Genomic DNA, 19713 nt, shown 5'->3' on the forward strand with positions numbered 1-19713 from the left:
TGAAAGAGGATGAGGAAGAAACGTGTTTTACCAGGGTTTGGATTATCGCTTGGATTTACAATGTTGTACATGAGTTTATTCGTACTTATACCACTTTCTATCGTATTTATTCAAACTTCACAGTTAGGTTGGAAGAAGTTCGCTGGGGTTATAACGAACGAGCGTGTGTTGCATTCCTATCAAGTTAGTTTTACAACTTCATTGGTAGCGGCTATTGTAAATGCCATTTTCGGTTTATTAATAGCTTGGGTGCTCGTACGCTACAAATTTCCAGGGAAACGACTATTAGATGGACTCATTGATTTACCGTTTGCACTTCCGACAGCTGTAGCTGGTATTACACTTACAACGCTTTATGCAGAAAATGGATGGATTGGGAAAATATTTAGTCTGTTTCATATAAAAGTAGCTTTTACACCACTCGGAATTATCGTTGCGCTTACTTTTATCGGTTTACCATTTGTCGTTCGAATGGTGCAACCAGTACTGCAAAATATTGATAAAGAAGTAGAAGAGGCAGCTTCGAGTTTAGGTGCATCCCGCTTGCAAATATTTGTGAAAATCATTTTACCAGAAATCTTTCCCGCTCTTCTTGCCGGTTTTTCACTCGCATTTGCAAGAGCATTAGGAGAATATGGATCTGTCGTTTTCATCGCAGGTAATATGCCGATGAAAACAGAAATTGCACCACTGATGATTATGACGAAACTAGAACAATATGATTATGCGGGGGCAACAGCTGTAGCGACCGTGATGCTTATTATTTCTCTCCTTTTCCTTCTTCTTATTAATATGATTCAAAGCTGGAGTAGAAGGCATGAACTAAAAAGTGAATAGGGGGAGAGAAAATGGAACCAACAGTATTAGAAAAGAAAATAGTAAAAAGCGTATCAGCTAAAAAAGAATCTAAGCTTGTACCAGGCGTATTAATTACGATTACAGTTTTATTTTTATCTCTCTTTCTATTACTGCCACTCATAACTATTTTTTTAAAAGCCTTTGAAAGAGGGATGGATGTATACTTTGCCGCTATCACTGATCAAGAAGCATTTTCAGCAATTAGGTTAACGCTTCTCGTTGCGTTAATCGTTGTACCGCTGAATACGGTATTCGGAATCGCAGCGGCATGGCTTATTACAAAGTTTCAGTTTAAAGGAAAACAAGTATTACTCTCTCTTATTGAACTGCCGTTTGCTGTGTCACCAGTTATCGCAGGATTAGTATTCGGTTTACTTTTCACACCGAGGGGTGCTCTTGGCGAATGGTTACTTGAACATGGAGTGAAACTCATTTTCTCTGTACCAGGCATTATTATCGCAACAATCTTTGTAACCTTCCCGTTCGTTGCACGTGAATTAATTCCGATTATGCAGGCGCAAGGGAAAAGTGAAGAAGAGGCAGCTTTATCACTTGGCGCAAGTGGCTGGAAAATGTTTTGGCGCGTTACACTTCCAAATATCAAATGGGGTCTTTTGTACGGCATGATTCTATGTAATGCCCGTGCTATCGGTGAGTTTGGAGCCGTTTCTGTCGTATCAGGTCACGTGCGTGGCATTACGAACACGATGCCGCTCCATATTGAAATTTTGTACAATGAATATCAATTTTCAGCAGCATTTGCAGTAGCGACGTTAATGTCATTAATTGCAGTGTTTACACTCGTTATAAAAAACTGGATTGAATGGCGAATGGAAAAACGACAATAAGAGGGGGATGACGGTGAGTATTCAAATTCAAGGTGTATCAAAGCAATATGGTACATTTCAAGCACTAACAGACATTCATTTGGATATTCCAAAAGGCGAACTTGTTGCCTTATTAGGCCCGTCAGGTTCTGGGAAAACGACGTTATTACGCATTATTGCAGGATTAGAAGAAGCGGATGGAGGCTCTATTTCATTTGATGGAGAAGATTTAACAGACATTCACGTGAAAAACAGGCAAGTCGGTTTCGTCTTTCAGCACTATGCGCTCTTTAAACATATGAATGTATTTGAGAATGTCGCTTTCGGTTTAAAAGTAAGAAAGAAAAGCTTAAGACCTTCAGCAGAAGCGATAGAAGAAAAGGTAACAGAATTATTAAAGCTCGTAAAAATGGATGGCTTTGCTAAACGTTATCCAGCGCAATTATCTGGTGGACAACGTCAACGTATTGCACTAGCCCGGGCACTTGCAGTCGAACCGAAAATTTTATTACTTGATGAACCGTTCGGTGCACTCGATGCAAAGGTGAGAAAAGAATTACGAAGATGGCTCCGAAAATTACATGACGAATTTCAAATTACGAGCGTATTCGTAACGCATGATCAAGAAGAAGCGTTAGACGTTGCAGACCGCATCGTTGTAATGAATGAAGGCTGTATTGAACAAATGGGAACAACGGAAGAAGTATATGAAAACCCAGCAAGCCCGTTCGTTTACGATTTTTTAGGAAATGTAAATTTATTTCACGGCCGCGTTCATAAAGGAAAGCTAAATGTAGGATCGGTCGAACTAGAAGCACCAGAGCATAAGCACGTTTCCAACGTAGACGGAATAGCCTACGTAAGGCCGCATGACTTATCAATCTCTCGTACGAAACAAAGCATAGATGCAATCCCGGCAAAAGTATCTTATTCTCACGCAGTCGGAAATATCGTATATGTAGAATTAAAACGAGACGGAACAGATGAATATTTAGAAGCAGAAATTACGAAAGAACAGTTCAAGCAGCTGAACATTCAAGCGGGTGATTTCGTATACGTACAGCCGAAAGAAGTGAAAGTGTTTATTCCGGAGGATTTTGTAATTTAAGAGTGTTCACTCTTAAATTACAAAATCTATTAATAAGAAAAGGTCTCCTAAAAGATATTTTAGGAGACCTTTTCTTTGTTTATCGTAATAACTTTTTCTCATATGAAATGTAGTAGGAAGTTTGTATATATAATAGCGAAGCGTGTTCAAACAACTATTTGATACGAGTAGTAATGAAGATATTTCTCTTACTTTCTTAAACACAGTTATTACAATTAGAAGACCCACATTTACGCTATTCCAATGAAACTCAATGTATTAGCTTCATTGGAATACTAGAACAAAAGTGAATGTAAAAGTTTAGTTGAATCATGTTCATATTCTATCGTTAGTAAATAATAATAGATGTGATTATTGTAATCTTAAATTATATAACAGAATTAATTATCTGTAATGATATTTTAAAAATTGTTATTAAATTGTCGTATTTTGTGCACAAAATCTTCAAAACTTTAAAACTGTATTTACTTTACTCTTTAGTTTATATAAATTGTGATATGTAACATTATATATGTTAAAAATATTTCAGTGAGGTGAGTTTATGGAAGGTAAGAAACAAAGGAAGTGGTATCAGTATTTAATACAACTTATCGTAGTTGCATTAATTGTTACTTCTATACCACTGAATGGGTTGGCAGAAACGGCACCACCGTTTACACCATCTCCAAATTCAGAACAAAGTCCAGAAATGGAAAAGAAAGAGGAGCAGGAATTACCAGCTCCACATCCGGATCAATTAAAGAAGGATAAGGCTAAAGCACAGGCGAGTCCGACTGAGATTGTAGAAGAAAGAACGGAAACCGAAAAGGTTTTTGATAACAATGATGGTACTTTTACAAAGAGGGTATATACGGAACCGATTCATGCAGAGAAAGATGGAAAGCTAGAAGAGGTTTCACCAAAATTAGTAGAAGCACCAAATGAAAAAATTGTAACGGAAAATACAACATTAGAACCAGAGTTCGAGAAAGCGACACAAGATGGAAAGTACGTTCAATTTAAAGTAAAAGATCATACTATTCAGTATAAACTAATAAGTGCAAATGGTGAAAAAGGTGAAATAAAGCCATCGCCAGTAACCGCAACACATGAAAATAATACAGTATGGTATAAAGGGGTCTTCCCAAATATTGATTTAAAGAGTACGACATTCAATGAAAATGTAAAAGAAGATTTTGTATTACGTGAGTATACAGGACACCACATTTTTACATTTGCATTAGAAACAGATTTAACACCTAGCTTACAGGAAGATGGTTCAATCGACTTCCAAGATGAGAAAAAAGAAAAAGTATTCACATTGCCGAAACCATATATGAATGATTCCAATGTGGATCAGCAATCAGGTGAGGCTGTAACGTCAGATGCGGTTCGCTACAATATTGAGAAGAAAGATGAAAAAACATATACATTAACTGTTACTGCAGACCCGCAGTGGTTACAAGCACCAGAGCGAAAATATCCGGTATATGTAGATCCTTCAATTGAATTGGATAATTTTGAAAATGCTTACGCTTCAAGTGCGTATCCAACTGTCAATTATTCAGGAGGAAAACTTTGGGATTCAGGTCAAAATGCTTATACGTTAAAAGTTGGATATTATGATGGAACATCTGGAACTAATTTTTCATTTATTAAACCAGATGTTTCAAACTTAAAGGGTGCAAAGATTGAAAGTGCAACATTCCATGCCTATGCAGTTTGGCATTATTATGCGAATCAACCAAATGGTGTTTGGTTAGATGAAGTAACAAGTGGATGGAATGTTGGAAGTGTAAACTGGAATAACAAACCAGGTTCTAACAACATTGCACACGCTGATGTGGGCCGCGGAAAATGGGCCCAGTTCAATGTAACGAATACAGTGAAAGCATGGGTAGAAGGCGCGAGACCAAACAATGGCTTTAAGCTACATGCAAATGGTAATGGTCAAAACCATTGGAAGAAATTCATTGCAGCTGAAAATGGAACGAATGCACCATTCTTGGAAGTGAAATATTCCTACGCAAAACCAAATAAGCCAAGAGTACAAGCTTACTCAAATGGCAGTGGGAGTGGTTCTGGTCACTTCAATGTACAATGGGACGCAGTTCCAGGAGCAACAGGTTATAAAGTTGCCATTTTTAATGGATATGACTATGAATATATTCCTGTTGGGAATGTGACAAGCTGGACGACGAAAGATAAAAAGATATTCCCGACGCCAGAAGAAATTGCACAAGGGCGTTACTGGATACATGATGACGGGAAAGGTGCAGAAGCGCCTACTAACCCAGGACAAATATATAAAAATGCTTACGAGTCAGGAGGTCCGTACGGGGATTATAGCGGAAGAAGTAGCTACTGGATTCGTATTGTAGCAGAGTATCCGTTTGGGGATAGTCCACTTTCAGATGAAATAGTTCCATTTATTCCATTAGAACAAGTGAAAAAGCCAGACGGATCGGCCTACATTAATGCGACAGATAAGGAAACAGGATATGTCACATTAAAGTGGGATGCAGTTCCAGCGGCTGCAGGCTATAAAGTTTGGATTTATAACGGAAAAGATTACGAAGCGTTCGATGTAGGAAATAAAACAAATTGGACAACGCAAAATGAGAAAATTTGGCCAACGAAAGATGAAATTGCAAAAGGCCAATATTTACTTCATCATGATAAAAAAGGTGCAGAATTAGCAGTTGATCCATCACCTGTGTATAAGAATTCTGGCGGAATTTATGCTGGCTTTAAAAATTATTGGTTCCGTGTAACAGCGTATAGTAAAGCCGGACATGCTGAAAGTGAAATTTCGCATGAGTTTGTACCTAAATTTGCTCAAGACTTTGGGTTTATAGGGATGTTTGATTACTGGGCATCAGTTCCGGTACTAAATGGTACAGTAAATGCTACAAATGGTAACTTTATTATGAGTGAGAAAGATATTACGTTATCAGGGCGCGGACCGGATGTATCAGTAGAAAGAACGTATAATAGTCAAAGTAAAAAAGTAGGTTTATTTGGTACAGGGTGGTCTAGTGGATTAGAAGAAAGAATTTTGGCTGAAGGAAATGGAAACCTACTATTAATTTCTGCCGATGGCGCAAATATTACTTTTACTAGAACGGGAGATAATACGTATCAAGCTCCTACAGGTATATATTTAGAAATTAAACAAGTATCAGGCGGATATGAAATAAAAGATAAAGACCAAACGGTTACTTTCTATAAATCTGGAGATGCACAAGGGCGTATCGAGTATACAAAAGATAAATATGGAAATACGACGACATATGAGTATGATGGGGAATCACGTTTATCAAAAGTAAAGAATGCTTCTGGTAAAGAGTTAGTCGTACAATATGATGGAAATAATAAAAAAGCAGCAAGAGTAATCGGCCCAGATAGCAAGACGATTACATTTAAATATGATGGAGATTTACTTGTTTCTTCTACAACTCCAGAAGGAAAAGTATATAAATATGGATATGATAATGGTTTGCTAACATCTATTTATGACCCGCAACATACAGATGCAAAACCATATAAAACATCGTATGCATACGAGAATAATAGATTAGTAAAAGTAACGGACCCATTAGGGAAAGCTACAACATTAGCATATAATACAGATGCGAAAGAAGTTACGTTAACGAATCCTAAAGGACGTAAGACTGTTTATACGTATAACGATGCTGGAAATCCAGTCAAAACAGTTGAAGATTCTGGACGTCTAAATTTAACAACGACGTATGAATATAATGCAAATAACCTAGTAAAAACAACAACTCCTAAAAATCAAACAGAAACAGCGACCTATGATGGTAATGGGAATTTAACTTCTGTTACTGATGAAACGGGAACAGAAAAGTTTGAGTACAATAAAGACAACGGGCTTATAAAAGCGACAGATAACGAAGATCGTAAAACAACAGTTGCTTATAAAGCAGCAAATACAGAAGTATCTGAAACTGACCAAGCTGCACACACGTCGTCCGTCACCTTCCATGATAAACATGGAAACCCAATTGAAACAAGTAAAGAACTAGGAACAGGAGAAAACCTGATTCAAAATCCAAGCTTTGAAATGAATGGTACGGAAAAATGGGTACCAGTAAATGCGAATAATTCTGGATCTATTATAAAAGATGCAACACCGGCACCAGGTGGTCTGGGCGGAGAATCATCACTTAAAATTTCAACAAAAGCAACGAATAATGATTGGGGCTATATTGCTGCAATTCAAGAAGTAACGTTAGAACCAAATACAACGTATACGTTAAGTGGTATGATAAAAACGGATTTAGCCAATGGTGCTGGTTTCTTCAATGTACAGTTATTAAATGAAAACGGTGCTGGTATAGATGGTGGATGGCATGATACTCGTCACAATAAAGTTCAAGGAACGAGGGAATGGGTTAACCGTCAAGTTACTTTTAAAACAACAGAACAAACGAGAAAAGTAAAAATCTATTTACAAGTAGAAAATGGCGGTTCTGCTACGAGTGGTTCTGTCTGGTTTGATAAGATTCAACTAGAAAAAGGTGAAGTTTCTTCTAGCTTTAACCCAATTGAAAATAGTAGTTTAGAAAATATGGCGGGAAATGGCTGTATGCCAGGTTGGATTCGAGGAGATGGAACAAGCTGTGATCCGAAAGATGTTTCTCAGCAAGAGAGCTTTACGGGACATTCATCTATTGTATTAGAGCGTAGCCAATATGGTGGTTCAGATGTAGGATATGGCAAGCATATCACTATAAATCAGAAAAAAGCAGAACCAATTACGCTAACAGGAATGTCTAAATCAGTAAATGTAGAAAATACTGCACCAGACAAACTCTCTCGAGATTACTCTATTTGGGCGGATGTACATTATCAAGATGGTAGTGGGGAAAATTTCCAAGCGAAATTCCCAAGTGGGACAAATGATTGGAATCGTAGTGCGGTTGTAATCCCTGCCACTAAACCAATTAAACGTATGGAAGTTTATCTGCTCTTTAGAAGAGAGAATAAAGGAAAAGTTTGGTTTGATGATATACGACTATTAGAAGGAAATGCTCTTATAAAAAATGAGTACGACAACGATGGAAATGTTGTTGCGACGTATGATGAAGAAGGACAAAAAAATACATTCGCATACGATGCATCCGGAAATAAAAAGAGCGAAACCGATGAAAAAGGAAATACAAAACTATATGATTACAACAAAGATAATCTATTAACGAAGGTTACATTAAAAAATGGTACCTCTGTAAATTATCGTTATGATCATAATGGAAATACAACAGAGAAATCTGTCATGTTTGGTGGGAAAACGCAAACACACAAATATGAATATGATGTAGATAATAAAAATACAGTGTATATCGACGCGTTAAACCGTCGTATTGAAAACACGTACGATGAAAATGCAAACAAGATTAAAACGAAAATGCCAAACGGTTCTATTTTAGAGTCTGTATATGATACAGCAGATCGCGTCGTTGGCGAAAAGCGCAACGGAAAAGATTCATTTACATTTGAACGTGATCAAAATGGACAAGTTACGAAAGTGAAAGATCTTGTCAACGGCGTAGAACGCACGAAAACATACGACAAGGCTGACCGCGTTACAAGCGCAACAGATAGCCGAGGCGGAAAAATTGACTGGGCATATCACGATAAAGCAAACAGTAAGACAGAAAAACTAAAAGAACAAACAGTAACGCAAGGTGGATATACAAATAAAGTATCGTACGACTACAACACGCTAGATCAAAACATTCGTGTGACAGACGGTTCGCAAACGTATCGATTTGATTATGACGATCAAGGAAATGTTCGTACGTATACGGCTGGGAATGGTTCAGGTTCTACCTTTAACTATGACCATGCGAACAAAATTAAAGATTTAGTAGTAGGTACATCAAATAGTATTCTTTTATCAGAACGATATGAATACGATCAAGCCGGTAACCGTACGAAAATTAAGCATGAAGGTACGGGCGGAAAAGTAACAGAGACAAACTTTGTATATGACCCGATTAACCAACTATTAAATGAAGCATTGCCAAACGGAACAAGTAAATCTTACACATATGATGGATTTGGAAACCGTACAAGTGTTAAAGTTGTAGAGAATGGAAAAGAAACAAAGTCTATAGCGGCAACCTTTAATGACGGAAATCAGCTTGTAAAATTCGGAAACGAATCGTTAACGTATGATGCGAATGGAAATCGTACATCTGATGGGAAGTATAAGTATACATGGAATGAAGATGACCAACTTGTAGCGATCACAAAACAAGGTGAGAGCAATGCATTCGCAACATACAAATATGATGATGATGATCGTCGTATTGAAAAGAATATAGATGGAAAAGTAACACGTTACTTCTATGATGGAGATAGTATTAATCCATTATATGAAACAGATGGAAGTGGAAAAGTTCTTCGTCATTATGTGTATTCAGCAGATGGTGTACGCTTAGCGATGAAATCAAATGAACAAACATTATATTATCACTATAATCCACGTGGTGATGTCATTGCGATGACGGACCAAAATAAAGAGGTTGTAGCAAACTATGAATACGATGCATGGGGTAATGTATTAAAGAGTGATACAAAAGGTATTGCAGCAGATAATCCGTTTGGATATGCGGGATACATGTATGATAAAGAAATAGGCATCTATTATTTAATGGCGAGATACTATCATCCAGATCACGGTATATTTATTTCAGTTGATCCAGATCCAGGGGATGAAGATGATCCAATTACTCAAAATGCTTATACATATGCTCATAACAATCCAGTAATGAAAGTAGATGCGGATGGAAATCATCCAGTTATTGTAGGTGGTGTACTTCTTTATAGAGGATATAAAGCTTATAAGACGTATAAGAAAGTTACAAAAGTTGCTAAGGTTGCTAAGAAAGCTAAGAGGCCTAAGGGGCATGGGAATTCCCTGTCAAGTAAAAGAAATAATCATGGTTATGAGATATATATAAAAGATAAAGGGAAAAAGCATGTAGTAAAAGTAGGTATTAGTAATTCTCGTATAACAAAAGCCGGTACATCTCCTAGGGCCACAAGCCAAGCAAATAAATGGACAGCTAAATACGGTCAAAAACATTACACGCGTGTTGTGAAGAAAAATATGACCAGAGCAAAAGCATATAAATGGGAACAGGGACATGTAAATAGAATAGGTAAAAGGGGAGTGACGTTTGATAGAAAGTATCATAGGTCCCCGATGCCATGGTGATAAATTTAAAGGAGTGAATTATATTGCTTGAAGTAAAGTTTTACGATTGGAAAAAAAAACGTCCTAAAAAACATTATTTGCTTGTACATGAAATTAGAATTTTTGAGCTAATTTTCTCAAAGAAAGTTAGCGAGTTTGAGATGGGATTAAGAGAGATTGAAAAAGTAACTGTCTTTTGTTTAGCTAACGAAAACACTGATATTTCATATGAAGTGAATAGAGCTTTGGGTGAAATTCGTATATATGTTCCATATGATTTTATGGACTTTTTAGCATTAAATTCAGTTGAAGAGAAATACAAAGAGTTTTGCAAATTAGTACGCCAATATGTTGTCCCTGGACTTGAAGAAAACTCTACTCTTTCATCATCTGTTGTTAAAGGGTATATAGAGGAATCTTTAGATGAAATTGTGAAGCAAAACTATGAAGGAATATTTTTAGTTGGGAAGACACCTAAGAAAAGCCCAAGCCGTAAGAAGATAGCGATATTAAAAGGAATTCATCGTGTTAAAGGTTTCCAACTACGATGTGAAGTGTATGATGAAAAGGGATTAAAGATTCGAGATCAACTATTGGTGGAAGAGGTAGGAAATGAAATGGTGTATGCAAGATTTTTGGGTACATTAAAATGGGAAAGTGAAAATCTAATAGTAGTTCAATCTAAATCTAGTAGTTGGAAAGAAGAAATTCATGTTTAATAACAAAATTATTTTGGAAGAGAAAATAAAAATTTAACAGGAGCAATTATTGCAGAACTTGAGGCGAAACATTATGCAGTTAATTATAAATATAGAGAGAGGGTATACATTTGATTAAACTAATTAAGCAAGGCATAGATAAAATGTTGTACTGGGAAGTATGGGAAGAAGATAAGAAAACTTTAATTGTACATTGCGGCTGTGTTGGTGATACAGGTGAAATGTATGAAATAGAACTGTATCCATTTCAACGTGTTGAAAAAGAAATGAAAGAGTTAGCAGATGAACATTTGGCGGATGGTTATAAGGAACTCGATGAGGAAGAATTGATAGAATTTGTTTTACAATATCATTATAAAGACAATCAGTTGGAAGCAGCGTTGGAAAAACGACAACAAGTTCAAGAGATTATGGATGAAGCATTGGGATGGTCTGGAAATGGCCATTGCGACGGTGGAGATATTGGTAGCGGGACAATTAACATATTTAACTTTGTAATTGACGTTGATAAAGCGTTGAAGACAATTCTAGATGAACTAGAAAATCAGCAGTTGTTAGATGGTGTGAAGATTGCTTATGTGAACGATGAGGAAGATTATGTGCAGGTTTATCCTAGTGAAGGTGAATTTAATTTACTATAAAGTATTTAGTTAAATATTCAAGATGTATGAATTGATATAGAAAAGTGAAGAAAAGTAGATAGAAAAGACTAGTAGAGGAAGACAGATTAAATTTGGAAGTGCATCTCTAATTGTTAGACAAAAATAACAGTTAGAGGTGCATTTTCTGTATAAGTGTAACAGACGGTTCTCAAACGTATCGATTTGACTATGATGATCAAGGAAATGTTCGTACGTATACAGCCGGAAATGGTTCAGGTTCTACCTTTAACTATGACCATGCGAACAAAATTAAAGATTTAGTAGTAGGTACATCAAACAGTATTCTTCTTTCTGAACGATATGAATATGACCAAGCGGGTAACCGTACGAAGATTAAACATGAAGGTGCGGGCGGAAAAGTAACGGAAACAAACTTTGTATATGACCCGATCAACCAACTATTAAATGAAGCATTACCAAACGGAACAACTAAATCATACACATATGATGGATTTGGAAACCGTACAAGTGTGAAAGTTGTAGAGAATGGAAAAGAAACAAAATCTATAGCGGCAACATTCAATGATGGAAATCAGCTTGTCAAATTCGGAAATGAATCATTAACATATGATGCGAATGGCAATCGTACATCTGATGGAAAGTTCCGTTAATTACAGAATGAAAGATTATATAATTTTTAACAATGCGCTTAATACGAGCGTAGCTATGATTAGAGAGTTTTGCATGTGTAGAATAACTCCAAAAATATAAGGATATATTCTGAGGGCGTATGATTATATAGTATATTTATTGATTCGAATCTTTAAAACGATGAGGAAGATTATGTACAGATTTATCCTAGTGAAGGTGAATTTGATTTACTATAAATCTAGTGAGTAGAGGTGCCGAATGTATGTATCAGGAGTAGGTATTTTTGAAGATAATCTATCTGAAGATATAAAGTTTGATTTCCAAGATTTGATTAGTGAAGGCTATAGCTCAGAAGAAGCTACTGAGATGATGGTGAATACATATATTTCATCTTTACGAAAACATGAAGAAAATATTTTTTGGCTAGCGTTGGCTGCAATTCAATGGGAACTAGGAAGATTGAATCCTCAAGTTAAGGAAAAAGCCATTTGTATTATTGAAAGTAAATCAGATTTAAAACGATGGTGGAGAGAACCGGAATTAAAGAAGAAAAGAGAGCTTGTTTTGGAGAAATTAAAAAAGAATTTAGTTTCACCTTTCCCAAAACCGAAAAAGGTAAAAAGAAGAGTAATTCTAAAAACTGAGCTGGAAATTGGAGATGTAATTACGTATCGGTTATTAAGCGGGCAGTACATTATACTAAAAGTCTTGGGTGTGAATGAGTATGCTGGAAATGCATATCCAGTATTGATGTTATGTGACTGGATTGGACGAAATATTCCTGATAAAGATGAAATTCTCACGATGGGAATGAAAGAAGGATTAAATCAATATTTTCAAAAAGGATTTCAGTACATAGAAGTGTTTCCATTAAAGAAAAAGAGTTATCCAAAAGAACGTATTTGCCTTGTATATAAAAATATAGAGGTACCGTCAAAGGATGCATATCCAATTATGTCTTTAGCGTGGGATGAGTTTGATGATGATATTGAAGAATATTATGAATTAAAATAAAAAGCGATAAAACATGAAATGAAAAATGCACCGAAATTATTGAGTGCATTTTTTATAATCTTTATATATTTTGCTGCATTAATTCCAAAATGTGCATCACAATATAACATGTGAAATTTTAAAATACCAGTTAATACCCGATTGATTTAACTAATAAAATAATGAGTAGGGGATGAAGCCCCCCACTCATTAAAGTTTTACTTTATTTTTTCTCTACTAATTTTTTATTCTTCCAATCTAGTGTGAACAATTTATTAAATGTTTTTTGATCAACGTCTTTTACGTTGTTTCCAACCCAGTTTGCAGTTCCGAATGTGTAGCCTGGACGAAGTTGGTAGTCGTCGGCGTGTTTTGTATAAGCGACTTGTAAGTTAGATTGATCTGTATTTTTTTCAGAGATAACAACAGCAATCATACCAGGAGAGAAACCGCTATTTGTTAATGCTGGAAGTTGATCCATCGGTATTAAATTACCTTTTGCATCAGATTCATATAGGTATGTGCGAGAGTACATGAAAAGTTGGTTTCCATATAAAGAATGATAGGAGTCACGTGTGTAAATACCCCAGTTTTGATTGTTATATCCGTTAAAGAATACGTTCCATTTTACGTTTTTGTTTGTTTGGTCAATTAAATTTGTTTTATAACTAGTTTGTTTATAGCTTACAGAGTCAGACCAAGTGACTTGACCAGTTGCACCAGCTTCACCGCTAGGGCCATTAGGCGTTACAGAAGCTTTAACAGAGCCACCAAGTTGATAAGATACGCTAGATGTTACAGTCGTTTCTTCTACAGCATTTGTAGGTGCTACGTTAAAGAAACGAGCGCTGTTATCTTGAAGGTTAAATGCAACATCATATTGTGAAGGATAACGTAATGTTGCACTAGCGCCAGGGATTGGGTAGTTATCAATAGGTGCATCACTTATAGTAGGATTTGCTTTTAGAAAACTACCAGTTGTATTAATAACGGCAATCTGTTTATCAGCGCTCGGGTCATCGATAAAAGTTACCTTTAAAGACATTGTCATATTATCAGCTTGATCATTATTAAATGTATTATAGCTCGTATGTGTTTTTGCATTTTGCCCGATATCTGTTACAACTTGTGACGTCGTTTGAGCGTAAGCAGCAGGTGTTGAAAGAGTTACAGCGCTACTAGCAAAAACAGCGGATAATGCTAAACACTTTAAGTATGTTTTAGAACGTTTCATACAATCACTTCCTTTTATCTTTGTCGATATATGTCGTATTACATTTATATCGTAACATGAAAATAAAACGGAATGGATGGTTATGCATAATTGCATAGGTGAGTTTTGAACGATAAAGATAATAGAATTTCATCCAACACTTAAGACTCAAAAATGTCCATTACAGCCGTTCTTAAAAATTTTAAGATAATATGTTTATCAATGTTCTTATTATGAAGATTGAAGCGCTTAATATTTACGTTATAAGTGCATAACAAGTTATAATAAAAGAAATCAATAAGGAGGCTGGCTGTGAAGAATCTTCGTTATCTCAATATATTTACCATATTAATTATATACACACTACTTATGTTTTACATCGGCTGGAACGGATGGGTTTGGCTTCATGCGGTATTTGGCTGGGAATCTTGGGGATATTATGCTTTTATAGTCGCATTTATTTCATATGCGTACATTCTCGTGCAAGTGTTTAAGTTTTTGCCATTTCTACGAACGATCGGTTCAATTTGGTTCGCGGTCATACAATACGCGCTTATGTTGTTGCCATTAGCTAATATTATGGTCTTTCTTTTACAGTTTTCAGTAGAGAAAGAAGCGGCAATTATTTGGACAGGGGCGGCTGTGATAGCTGCATTTATCTTTATCTTTGCGTATGGAGTATTTAATGCGTATAGTCCGGTAGTAAGAAAGTACGAGGTGCACATACCGAAAAAGGTAGAGGGGCGTAAAAGTTTACGCATTGCGATGGCTTCTGATATGCATTTCGGTAAACTGTCTGGCGTTTCGCATTTAAAAAGACTTGTTCGTCATGTAAATGAGATGGAACCTGATATTATTTTACTGCCAGGTGATATTATCGATGATCATCCAGGTGTGTTCATTCAAAAGAATATGGGACCAATCATGAAACAAATGAAAGCACCATTAGGCGTATATGGCGTATTAGGAAACCATGAATACTACGGCAGAGCGGTTCCAGAGTTTTTACAAGAGATGGATAAGATTGATATTCGTATTCTTTTAGATGAAGTAATTACAATTGAAGATGACTTTTATCTCGTTGGAAGAAGAGATAAAACAGAGCGAGATCGTCAAAGCTTTGAACAATTAATGAGTACGGTAGATAAATCGATGCCTGTTATCGCAATGGATCACCAGCCATTTGAGTTGAAACAAGCAGCAGCGGCAGGTGTAGATTTATTATTATCCGGTCATACGCACCGCGGACAAATGGCGCCCAATCATATTGTAACGAGAAGAATGTACGAGCTAGACTGGGGATACGCACAAAAAGGTGCGTTCCACGCAATTGTTTCTTCTGGATTTGGATTTTGGGGACCCCCGCTTAGACTTGGTAGTAGGTCGGAGATTGTGCAGGTAGAAGTTACGTTTGAATAGGGGTTATGAAATAGAGAGTTGATGGCTCTCTATTTTTTTTAATAAAAACAAATAAAAATAAATATTTATGTTGGTGCTAATTTCATAAAAGAGATACGATTATAAGACTCGATTAAAATAAAGGGGGATTGTAAGTGATCATATCAGATGTACTATACGGAGAATTTGAAGTGGATCAAGTAGTAGAAGAATTAATTTCAAGTAAGTCTATGCAAAGACTAAAGGGAATTCATCAAAATGGCGCAAGTTACTTAATGAACGAGAAATGGAATGTAACGCGCTTTGATCATTCAGTTGGTGTTATGTTATTAGTTAAAAAACTAGGTGGTTCAGTAAAAGAACAGATTGCTAGTTTACTGCATGACGTATCACATACTGCTTTTTCCCATGTGATTGATTACGTTTTTGATAATGAAGATGAAAGTTATCATGAAGAGATATTTAGTTCTGTTGTGAAAAACTCAGAAATTCCAGCGATCCTTGCGAAGCATGGTTATAACTATGAAGATATTTTATTAGATGATTTGAAGTGGACATTACTGGAAAGGTCAGCGCCCGAATTATGCGCAGATCGAGTAGATTATACGTTACGAGATATGTATACATACGGATATATTTCTTTAGAAGAGGTTCATAGATTTTTAGAGGATATTATCGCAGTAGAGGGGAAAATGGTTGTTCAAAGTGTTGAAATGGCAGAATGGTTTACAGAAACGTATTACAAAGAAGTAATTGATTTCTTTATGAAACCAATGAATATTTACGGAAACGATATGTTAGCGAAAACGTTAAAGTTATCTCTTCATAAAAAGGTTATTCATGCAGATGATTTTCTTCTTGAAGATGAGGAGCTTATTTCGAAATTGCAGCAATGTAATGACCCCGAAGTAGAAGCTTTATTAAGCAAAGTTCATCCAAATGTAAAGGTAAAAGAAGATAGAAACGATTATGATTTACATCAGAAAAATAAAGTGCGTCTTATTGATCCGCCGTTACTTCGTGAAGGGAAAATCGTTCAGTCATCTGTTGTGTCAGAAAACATAAGACAGATAAGTGATATTGCTTATGAAAAAGCGGTGAGAGGGATGTATGTGAAAGTGATTTCGAATTAAAAAAGAAGTAGCGCATCGTTTTTAGAGCGCTACTTCTTTTTTATTAATTATCAAACCAATTCCAAATCTCAATATCTCCAAGAGTCGCATAACGTACGTGTGGGGAGTTTTGTAATTTTAATAACTCTTTCGATGGGCCAGTAATAACAATTCCGTATACTTTTACACCGTTGTCCTTTACATATTGATAACGTTTATCTAAGTTTAGTTCTTTCTCAGAAAGCGCTGCTATTTTGCTTACCGTTTTTTTATGGATAGAAAGGACGCGCATCATTTCGGTTACTTTGTCTTCTTGCGTTTTCCGCCCGTCAGTTTCATTATCGAGGAATCTTACATGTTCTGGAAACCCTATAGCTTCTCCGCCATGTAGGATATAGTCATCTACATTTTTTCTTTCTTGTCCTGTATCTAAAGCGTACCATAAAGGAGTTGGAGGGAGTTCTTGTGCCTCGAATATGCTATATAGAAGCGGTTCTAATTCTTTTAAAGTGTAAGCTTTATCAAAAGAAATTGCTACTTCTGCAACGGTCCCATCATGTACTTTTGCAAGTGTATCCCATACTTTTTTTGATGAATCTTTTAAATAATCACCCTGCTCTGTTTTTGGATGAACAAAGAAGAGTTTTGGTTGATAGAACGGATTCATCCAAGTTCGCTTCGTAACATCTACAGATGATAAGAAGCTTTTTGTTTCTATTGTACCGAGGGGCATTTCTTTTTTACCGACGGTTCGTACTAAATCAAATTGGCTATTCGTACGGAAAAAAGCTTCTACACTTGTTCCACCTCCCATAACACGGCTATTTGGGATCGTTGCTTCAAGTGCAAGCGAAGGAACCTCTCTAATTTCTTCTAGCCTTTTATCATTATTAGCTTGAAAATAAAAGGCTGATAATACCCCGCCGATTATATAGATAACGATGCAAATTGATAATATAAAACCAAACGTTTGTAAACGATGTTTCCACTTAATTCTCCAAAAAGGAATTTTAAGATTTTTTGGGGGTAACTTTTTCTTAATTGGTTCTGTTTTTGTTAACAGCTCATCTAAGTAAGCTTCACACTCTTCACATGACTCAATATGACTTTCTAACAGTTCTTGTTCATCATGCGTGAGCGTTCCATTTTCATACTTCTTCCATAGTTTTTTAAATTCTGTACAACCCATCCGTATCACTCCTTTATGCTTTTCGTGTCTTTCCGTCCCCTGTGTAATTCAATTTTCACTTTCGCTAATGAGAGACCAGTCATTTCTGCTATTTCCTTATAGGAGAATCCATAGTAATCTCGTAGTAGTAGGACATTTCGTCTTTCGAGCGGAAGAGCGTATAAACTGTCTAACCAACTAGCAATCTCATGTTTTACGAAATATTCATGTTCTGTACTTGGCACGTTTGGTAAATGGAATTCTTCCACTGTAGTTGTTTTATACTTTTTTTCTTTTCGATACCAATCGATAAAGGCATTGTAGGCAATTGTAAATAACCACGGCCTAATTTCTTCTCCTTTATAATAGTCAATATGGACGAGCATTCGGTAAAATGTTTCTTGCATGAGATCTTCCGCATAGTGGGAATCTCCGGTTAGGGAGAGAAGATAGCGAAATAAATCTTGCATATGCTCTGAGTAAATTTCTTCTAATGATTGTTTACGTTTCACTACATTTCCCTCCCTTCATACATAACAACGAAATACATATAAAAAAGTTACAATTTTTTATGGAATTATAGTAAAAAACGTCAAGAATTGGATTGCGTTCTCTTTTATCATAATACATATAAGGCGGGTGAACAGAGATGGAAAGCTATGAAACACAAATTCAAAGGTCAATTGATTATATTGAGGAAGATGTAATGGAAAAACAAACGCTGCGTAATTTAGCGCGGGTTGCAGGTTTTTCTGAGTCTCATTTTCATCGTGTATTTCAGGCATTAGTAGGTGATACGGTAATGGAGTATGTTCGAAAGAGGAGGTTAGCCCGGGCAGCTTATCAACTTTCTCATACGGATGAAAAAGTTATTGATATCGCGTTTGAACATGGCTTTCAATCTCACGAAACGTTCACGAGAGCCTTTAAAAAATTATTTCAAATGACACCGAGTGAATATCGAAAACAAGAAATCGAAACACCGATGTATTACAGAGTGAATGTAAAGCAAAGAAAATTAAATCCGTATTTAGGAGGCATACAAATGGAATATCGTATTGTAAATAAACCAGAATTTTTAGTGGCGGGTTATGAACTGAAGACGACAAGTAAAGAAGGGAAAAACCATCAAGACATTCCAGCATTTTGGCAAGAATATTTACAAAAAGATCTTGGAACGACGATTCCGAATCGTAAAGATACGAGCCAATGGGTAGAGCTTGGATTATGTACTGATTTTAATTTAGAAACAGGAGACTTCACTTATATTATCGGAATGGAAGTTACAGACTTTGAAAATGTACCAAATGAAATTGCAAAGCGTACTTTCCCGGCAGCAACATATGCAGTATTTACAACGCCGAAAGTTCCTCATGAAGAAATGGTATCGTCTATCCACCAAATTTGGAATGCAGTATTCTCAGAATGGTTTCCGCATTCAGGCTATGAACATTGCGGCGTTACAGAGTTTGAATTATACGATGAGCGTTGCCACGAAGATAAGAGTGAGTTTGCACAAGTAGAGCTTTGGATACCGGTGAAGAAAAAATAATAGGGTAAGAGCGAATCATTGGGAGATGGTTCGCTTTTTTTATAAGTGGATTGTTAAATTTGTATTGTTTTATCTGTAATACATATGAAAATGGTAAAATAAAGTAGCAATTAAATATTGCGGGTGGAAGGTTATGCCCTTTCTTCATTTTGTGAAGAAAGACCAACTATGAAAAGTCAAGGGGACATTTTCAAAAAATATTGCTAGAGGATTTTGAAAATAAATCCACTGGATTCGATAGGAAGTGGCTAAACGTCTTCATAAAGTATTCATACAACGCTATATCATTTAACTATTGGTTCATC

13 protein-coding genes and 2 pseudogenes are annotated in these 19713 nt (G+C 36.0%); 11 read left to right on the forward strand and 4 right to left on the reverse strand.

The annotated features are described in order from the left end of the window. The first annotated feature begins 9 nt into the window (after positions 1-9). The 8 genes and pseudogenes from cysT (at position 10) to MR168_RS06740 (ending at position 12986) form a co-directional block, all read left to right on the forward strand. The gene (gene cysT, locus MR168_RS06700; protein ID WP_001227880.1) at positions 10-837 is read left to right on the forward strand and encodes a sulfate ABC transporter permease subunit CysT; all 828 of its coding nucleotides are present in this window, start codon (positions 10-12) and stop codon (positions 835-837) included. An 11-nt stretch (positions 838-848) separates the two neighbouring features. Continuing rightward, positions 849-1706, forward strand: a complete 858-nt coding sequence (cysW, locus tag MR168_RS06705) for a sulfate ABC transporter permease subunit CysW (protein WP_086412777.1) — start codon at positions 849-851, stop codon at positions 1704-1706. A 13-nt stretch (positions 1707-1719) separates the two neighbouring features. Then, a complete protein-coding gene (locus tag MR168_RS06710) occupies positions 1720-2793 on the forward strand; it encodes a sulfate/molybdate ABC transporter ATP-binding protein (RefSeq protein WP_086412778.1) in 1074 nt (357 codons plus the stop codon). Positions 2794-3334: 541 nt separating this feature from the next. Beyond that, positions 3335-10021 carry a DNRLRE domain-containing protein gene (locus MR168_RS06715; RefSeq protein ID WP_242291209.1) on the forward strand — a complete coding sequence of 2229 codons (6687 nt, stop codon included), beginning with the start codon at positions 3335-3337 and terminating at the stop codon, positions 10019-10021. Between the two features lie 23 nt (positions 10022-10044). Beyond that, positions 10045-10719, forward strand: coding sequence for a hypothetical protein (locus MR168_RS06720; protein WP_059304033.1), 675 nt, complete (start codon positions 10045-10047; stop codon positions 10717-10719). 110 nt (positions 10720-10829) lie between these two features. Beyond that, the gene (locus MR168_RS06725) at positions 10830-11360 is read left to right on the forward strand and encodes a hypothetical protein (protein ID WP_086412780.1); all 531 of its coding nucleotides are present in this window, start codon (positions 10830-10832) and stop codon (positions 11358-11360) included. 149 nt (positions 11361-11509) lie between these two features. After that, positions 11510-11989 (forward strand): annotated as a pseudogene (locus MR168_RS33880) (hypothetical protein); the annotation flags it as partial. A gap of 241 nt (positions 11990-12230) precedes the next feature. Further along, a complete protein-coding gene (locus MR168_RS06740) occupies positions 12231-12986 on the forward strand; it encodes a hypothetical protein (protein ID WP_086412782.1) in 756 nt (251 codons plus the stop codon). A gap of 202 nt (positions 12987-13188) precedes the next feature. Here the strand turns inward: MR168_RS06740 and cytK2 are convergent, their stop codons facing one another. Both cytK2 and MR168_RS33610 read right to left on the reverse strand, forming a co-directional pair. Next, complete coding sequence (gene cytK2 / locus MR168_RS06745) at positions 13189-14199, reverse strand: beta-channel forming cytolysin CytK2 (protein ID WP_000830629.1); 1011 nt, start codon at positions 14197-14199, stop codon at positions 13189-13191. Positions 14200-14342: 143 nt separating this feature from the next. Next, a pseudogene (locus tag MR168_RS33610) lies at positions 14343-14456 on the reverse strand (TetR family transcriptional regulator); the annotation flags it as partial. A gap of 34 nt (positions 14457-14490) precedes the next feature. Between MR168_RS33610 and MR168_RS06750 the strand changes: the two are divergent. Further along, the gene (locus MR168_RS06750) at positions 14491-15597 is read left to right on the forward strand and encodes a metallophosphoesterase (protein ID WP_000793735.1); all 1107 of its coding nucleotides are present in this window, start codon (positions 14491-14493) and stop codon (positions 15595-15597) included. A gap of 134 nt (positions 15598-15731) precedes the next feature. Continuing rightward, on the forward strand, positions 15732-16709 hold the full coding sequence (locus MR168_RS06755) for an HD domain-containing protein (protein WP_000587068.1): 978 nt from the start codon (positions 15732-15734) through the stop codon (positions 16707-16709). Between the two features lie 43 nt (positions 16710-16752). Here the strand turns inward: MR168_RS06755 and MR168_RS06760 are convergent, their stop codons facing one another. Next, on the reverse strand, positions 16753-17877 hold the full coding sequence (locus MR168_RS06760) for an anti-sigma factor (RefSeq protein WP_086412783.1): 1125 nt from the start codon (positions 17875-17877) through the stop codon (positions 16753-16755). 5 nt (positions 17878-17882) lie between these two features. Next, positions 17883-18368, reverse strand: coding sequence for an RNA polymerase sigma factor (locus MR168_RS06765; protein ID WP_000824008.1), 486 nt, complete (start codon positions 18366-18368; stop codon positions 17883-17885). 137 nt (positions 18369-18505) lie between these two features. On the opposite strand from MR168_RS06765, the gene MR168_RS06770 reads away from it, so the two are divergent. Further along, positions 18506-19408 (forward strand): AraC family transcriptional regulator, encoded by a 903-nt coding sequence (locus MR168_RS06770; RefSeq protein ID WP_086412784.1) that lies wholly within the window; start codon positions 18506-18508, stop codon positions 19406-19408. Positions 19409-19713 lie beyond the last annotated feature (305 nt).

It is taken from the genome of Bacillus cereus group sp. BfR-BA-01356 (assembly GCF_022663635.1).
GTDB classification, from domain to species: domain Bacteria; phylum Bacillota; class Bacilli; order Bacillales; family Bacillaceae_G; genus Bacillus_A; species Bacillus_A cereus.

Excerpts from the sequence above, each read along its gene's own strand:
- MR168_RS06715 (WP_242291209.1), top strand. The coding sequence starts at position 3,335 with ATGGAAGGTAAGAAACAAAGGAAGTGGTATCAGTATTTAATACAACTT.
- MR168_RS06740 (WP_086412782.1), top strand. The coding sequence starts at position 12,231 with ATGTATGTATCAGGAGTAGGTATTTTTGAAGATAATCTATCTGAAGAT.
- MR168_RS06760 (WP_086412783.1), bottom strand. The coding sequence starts at position 17,877 with ATGGGTTGTACAGAATTTAAAAAACTATGGAAGAAGTATGAAAATGGA.
- MR168_RS06770 (WP_086412784.1), top strand. The coding sequence starts at position 18,506 with ATGGAAAGCTATGAAACACAAATTCAAAGGTCAATTGATTATATTGAG.
- cytK2 (WP_000830629.1), bottom strand. The coding sequence starts at position 14,199 with ATGAAACGTTCTAAAACATACTTAAAGTGTTTAGCATTATCCGCTGTT.
- cysT (WP_001227880.1), top strand. The coding sequence starts at position 10 with ATGAGGAAGAAACGTGTTTTACCAGGGTTTGGATTATCGCTTGGATTT.
- cysW (WP_086412777.1), top strand. The coding sequence starts at position 849 with ATGGAACCAACAGTATTAGAAAAGAAAATAGTAAAAAGCGTATCAGCT.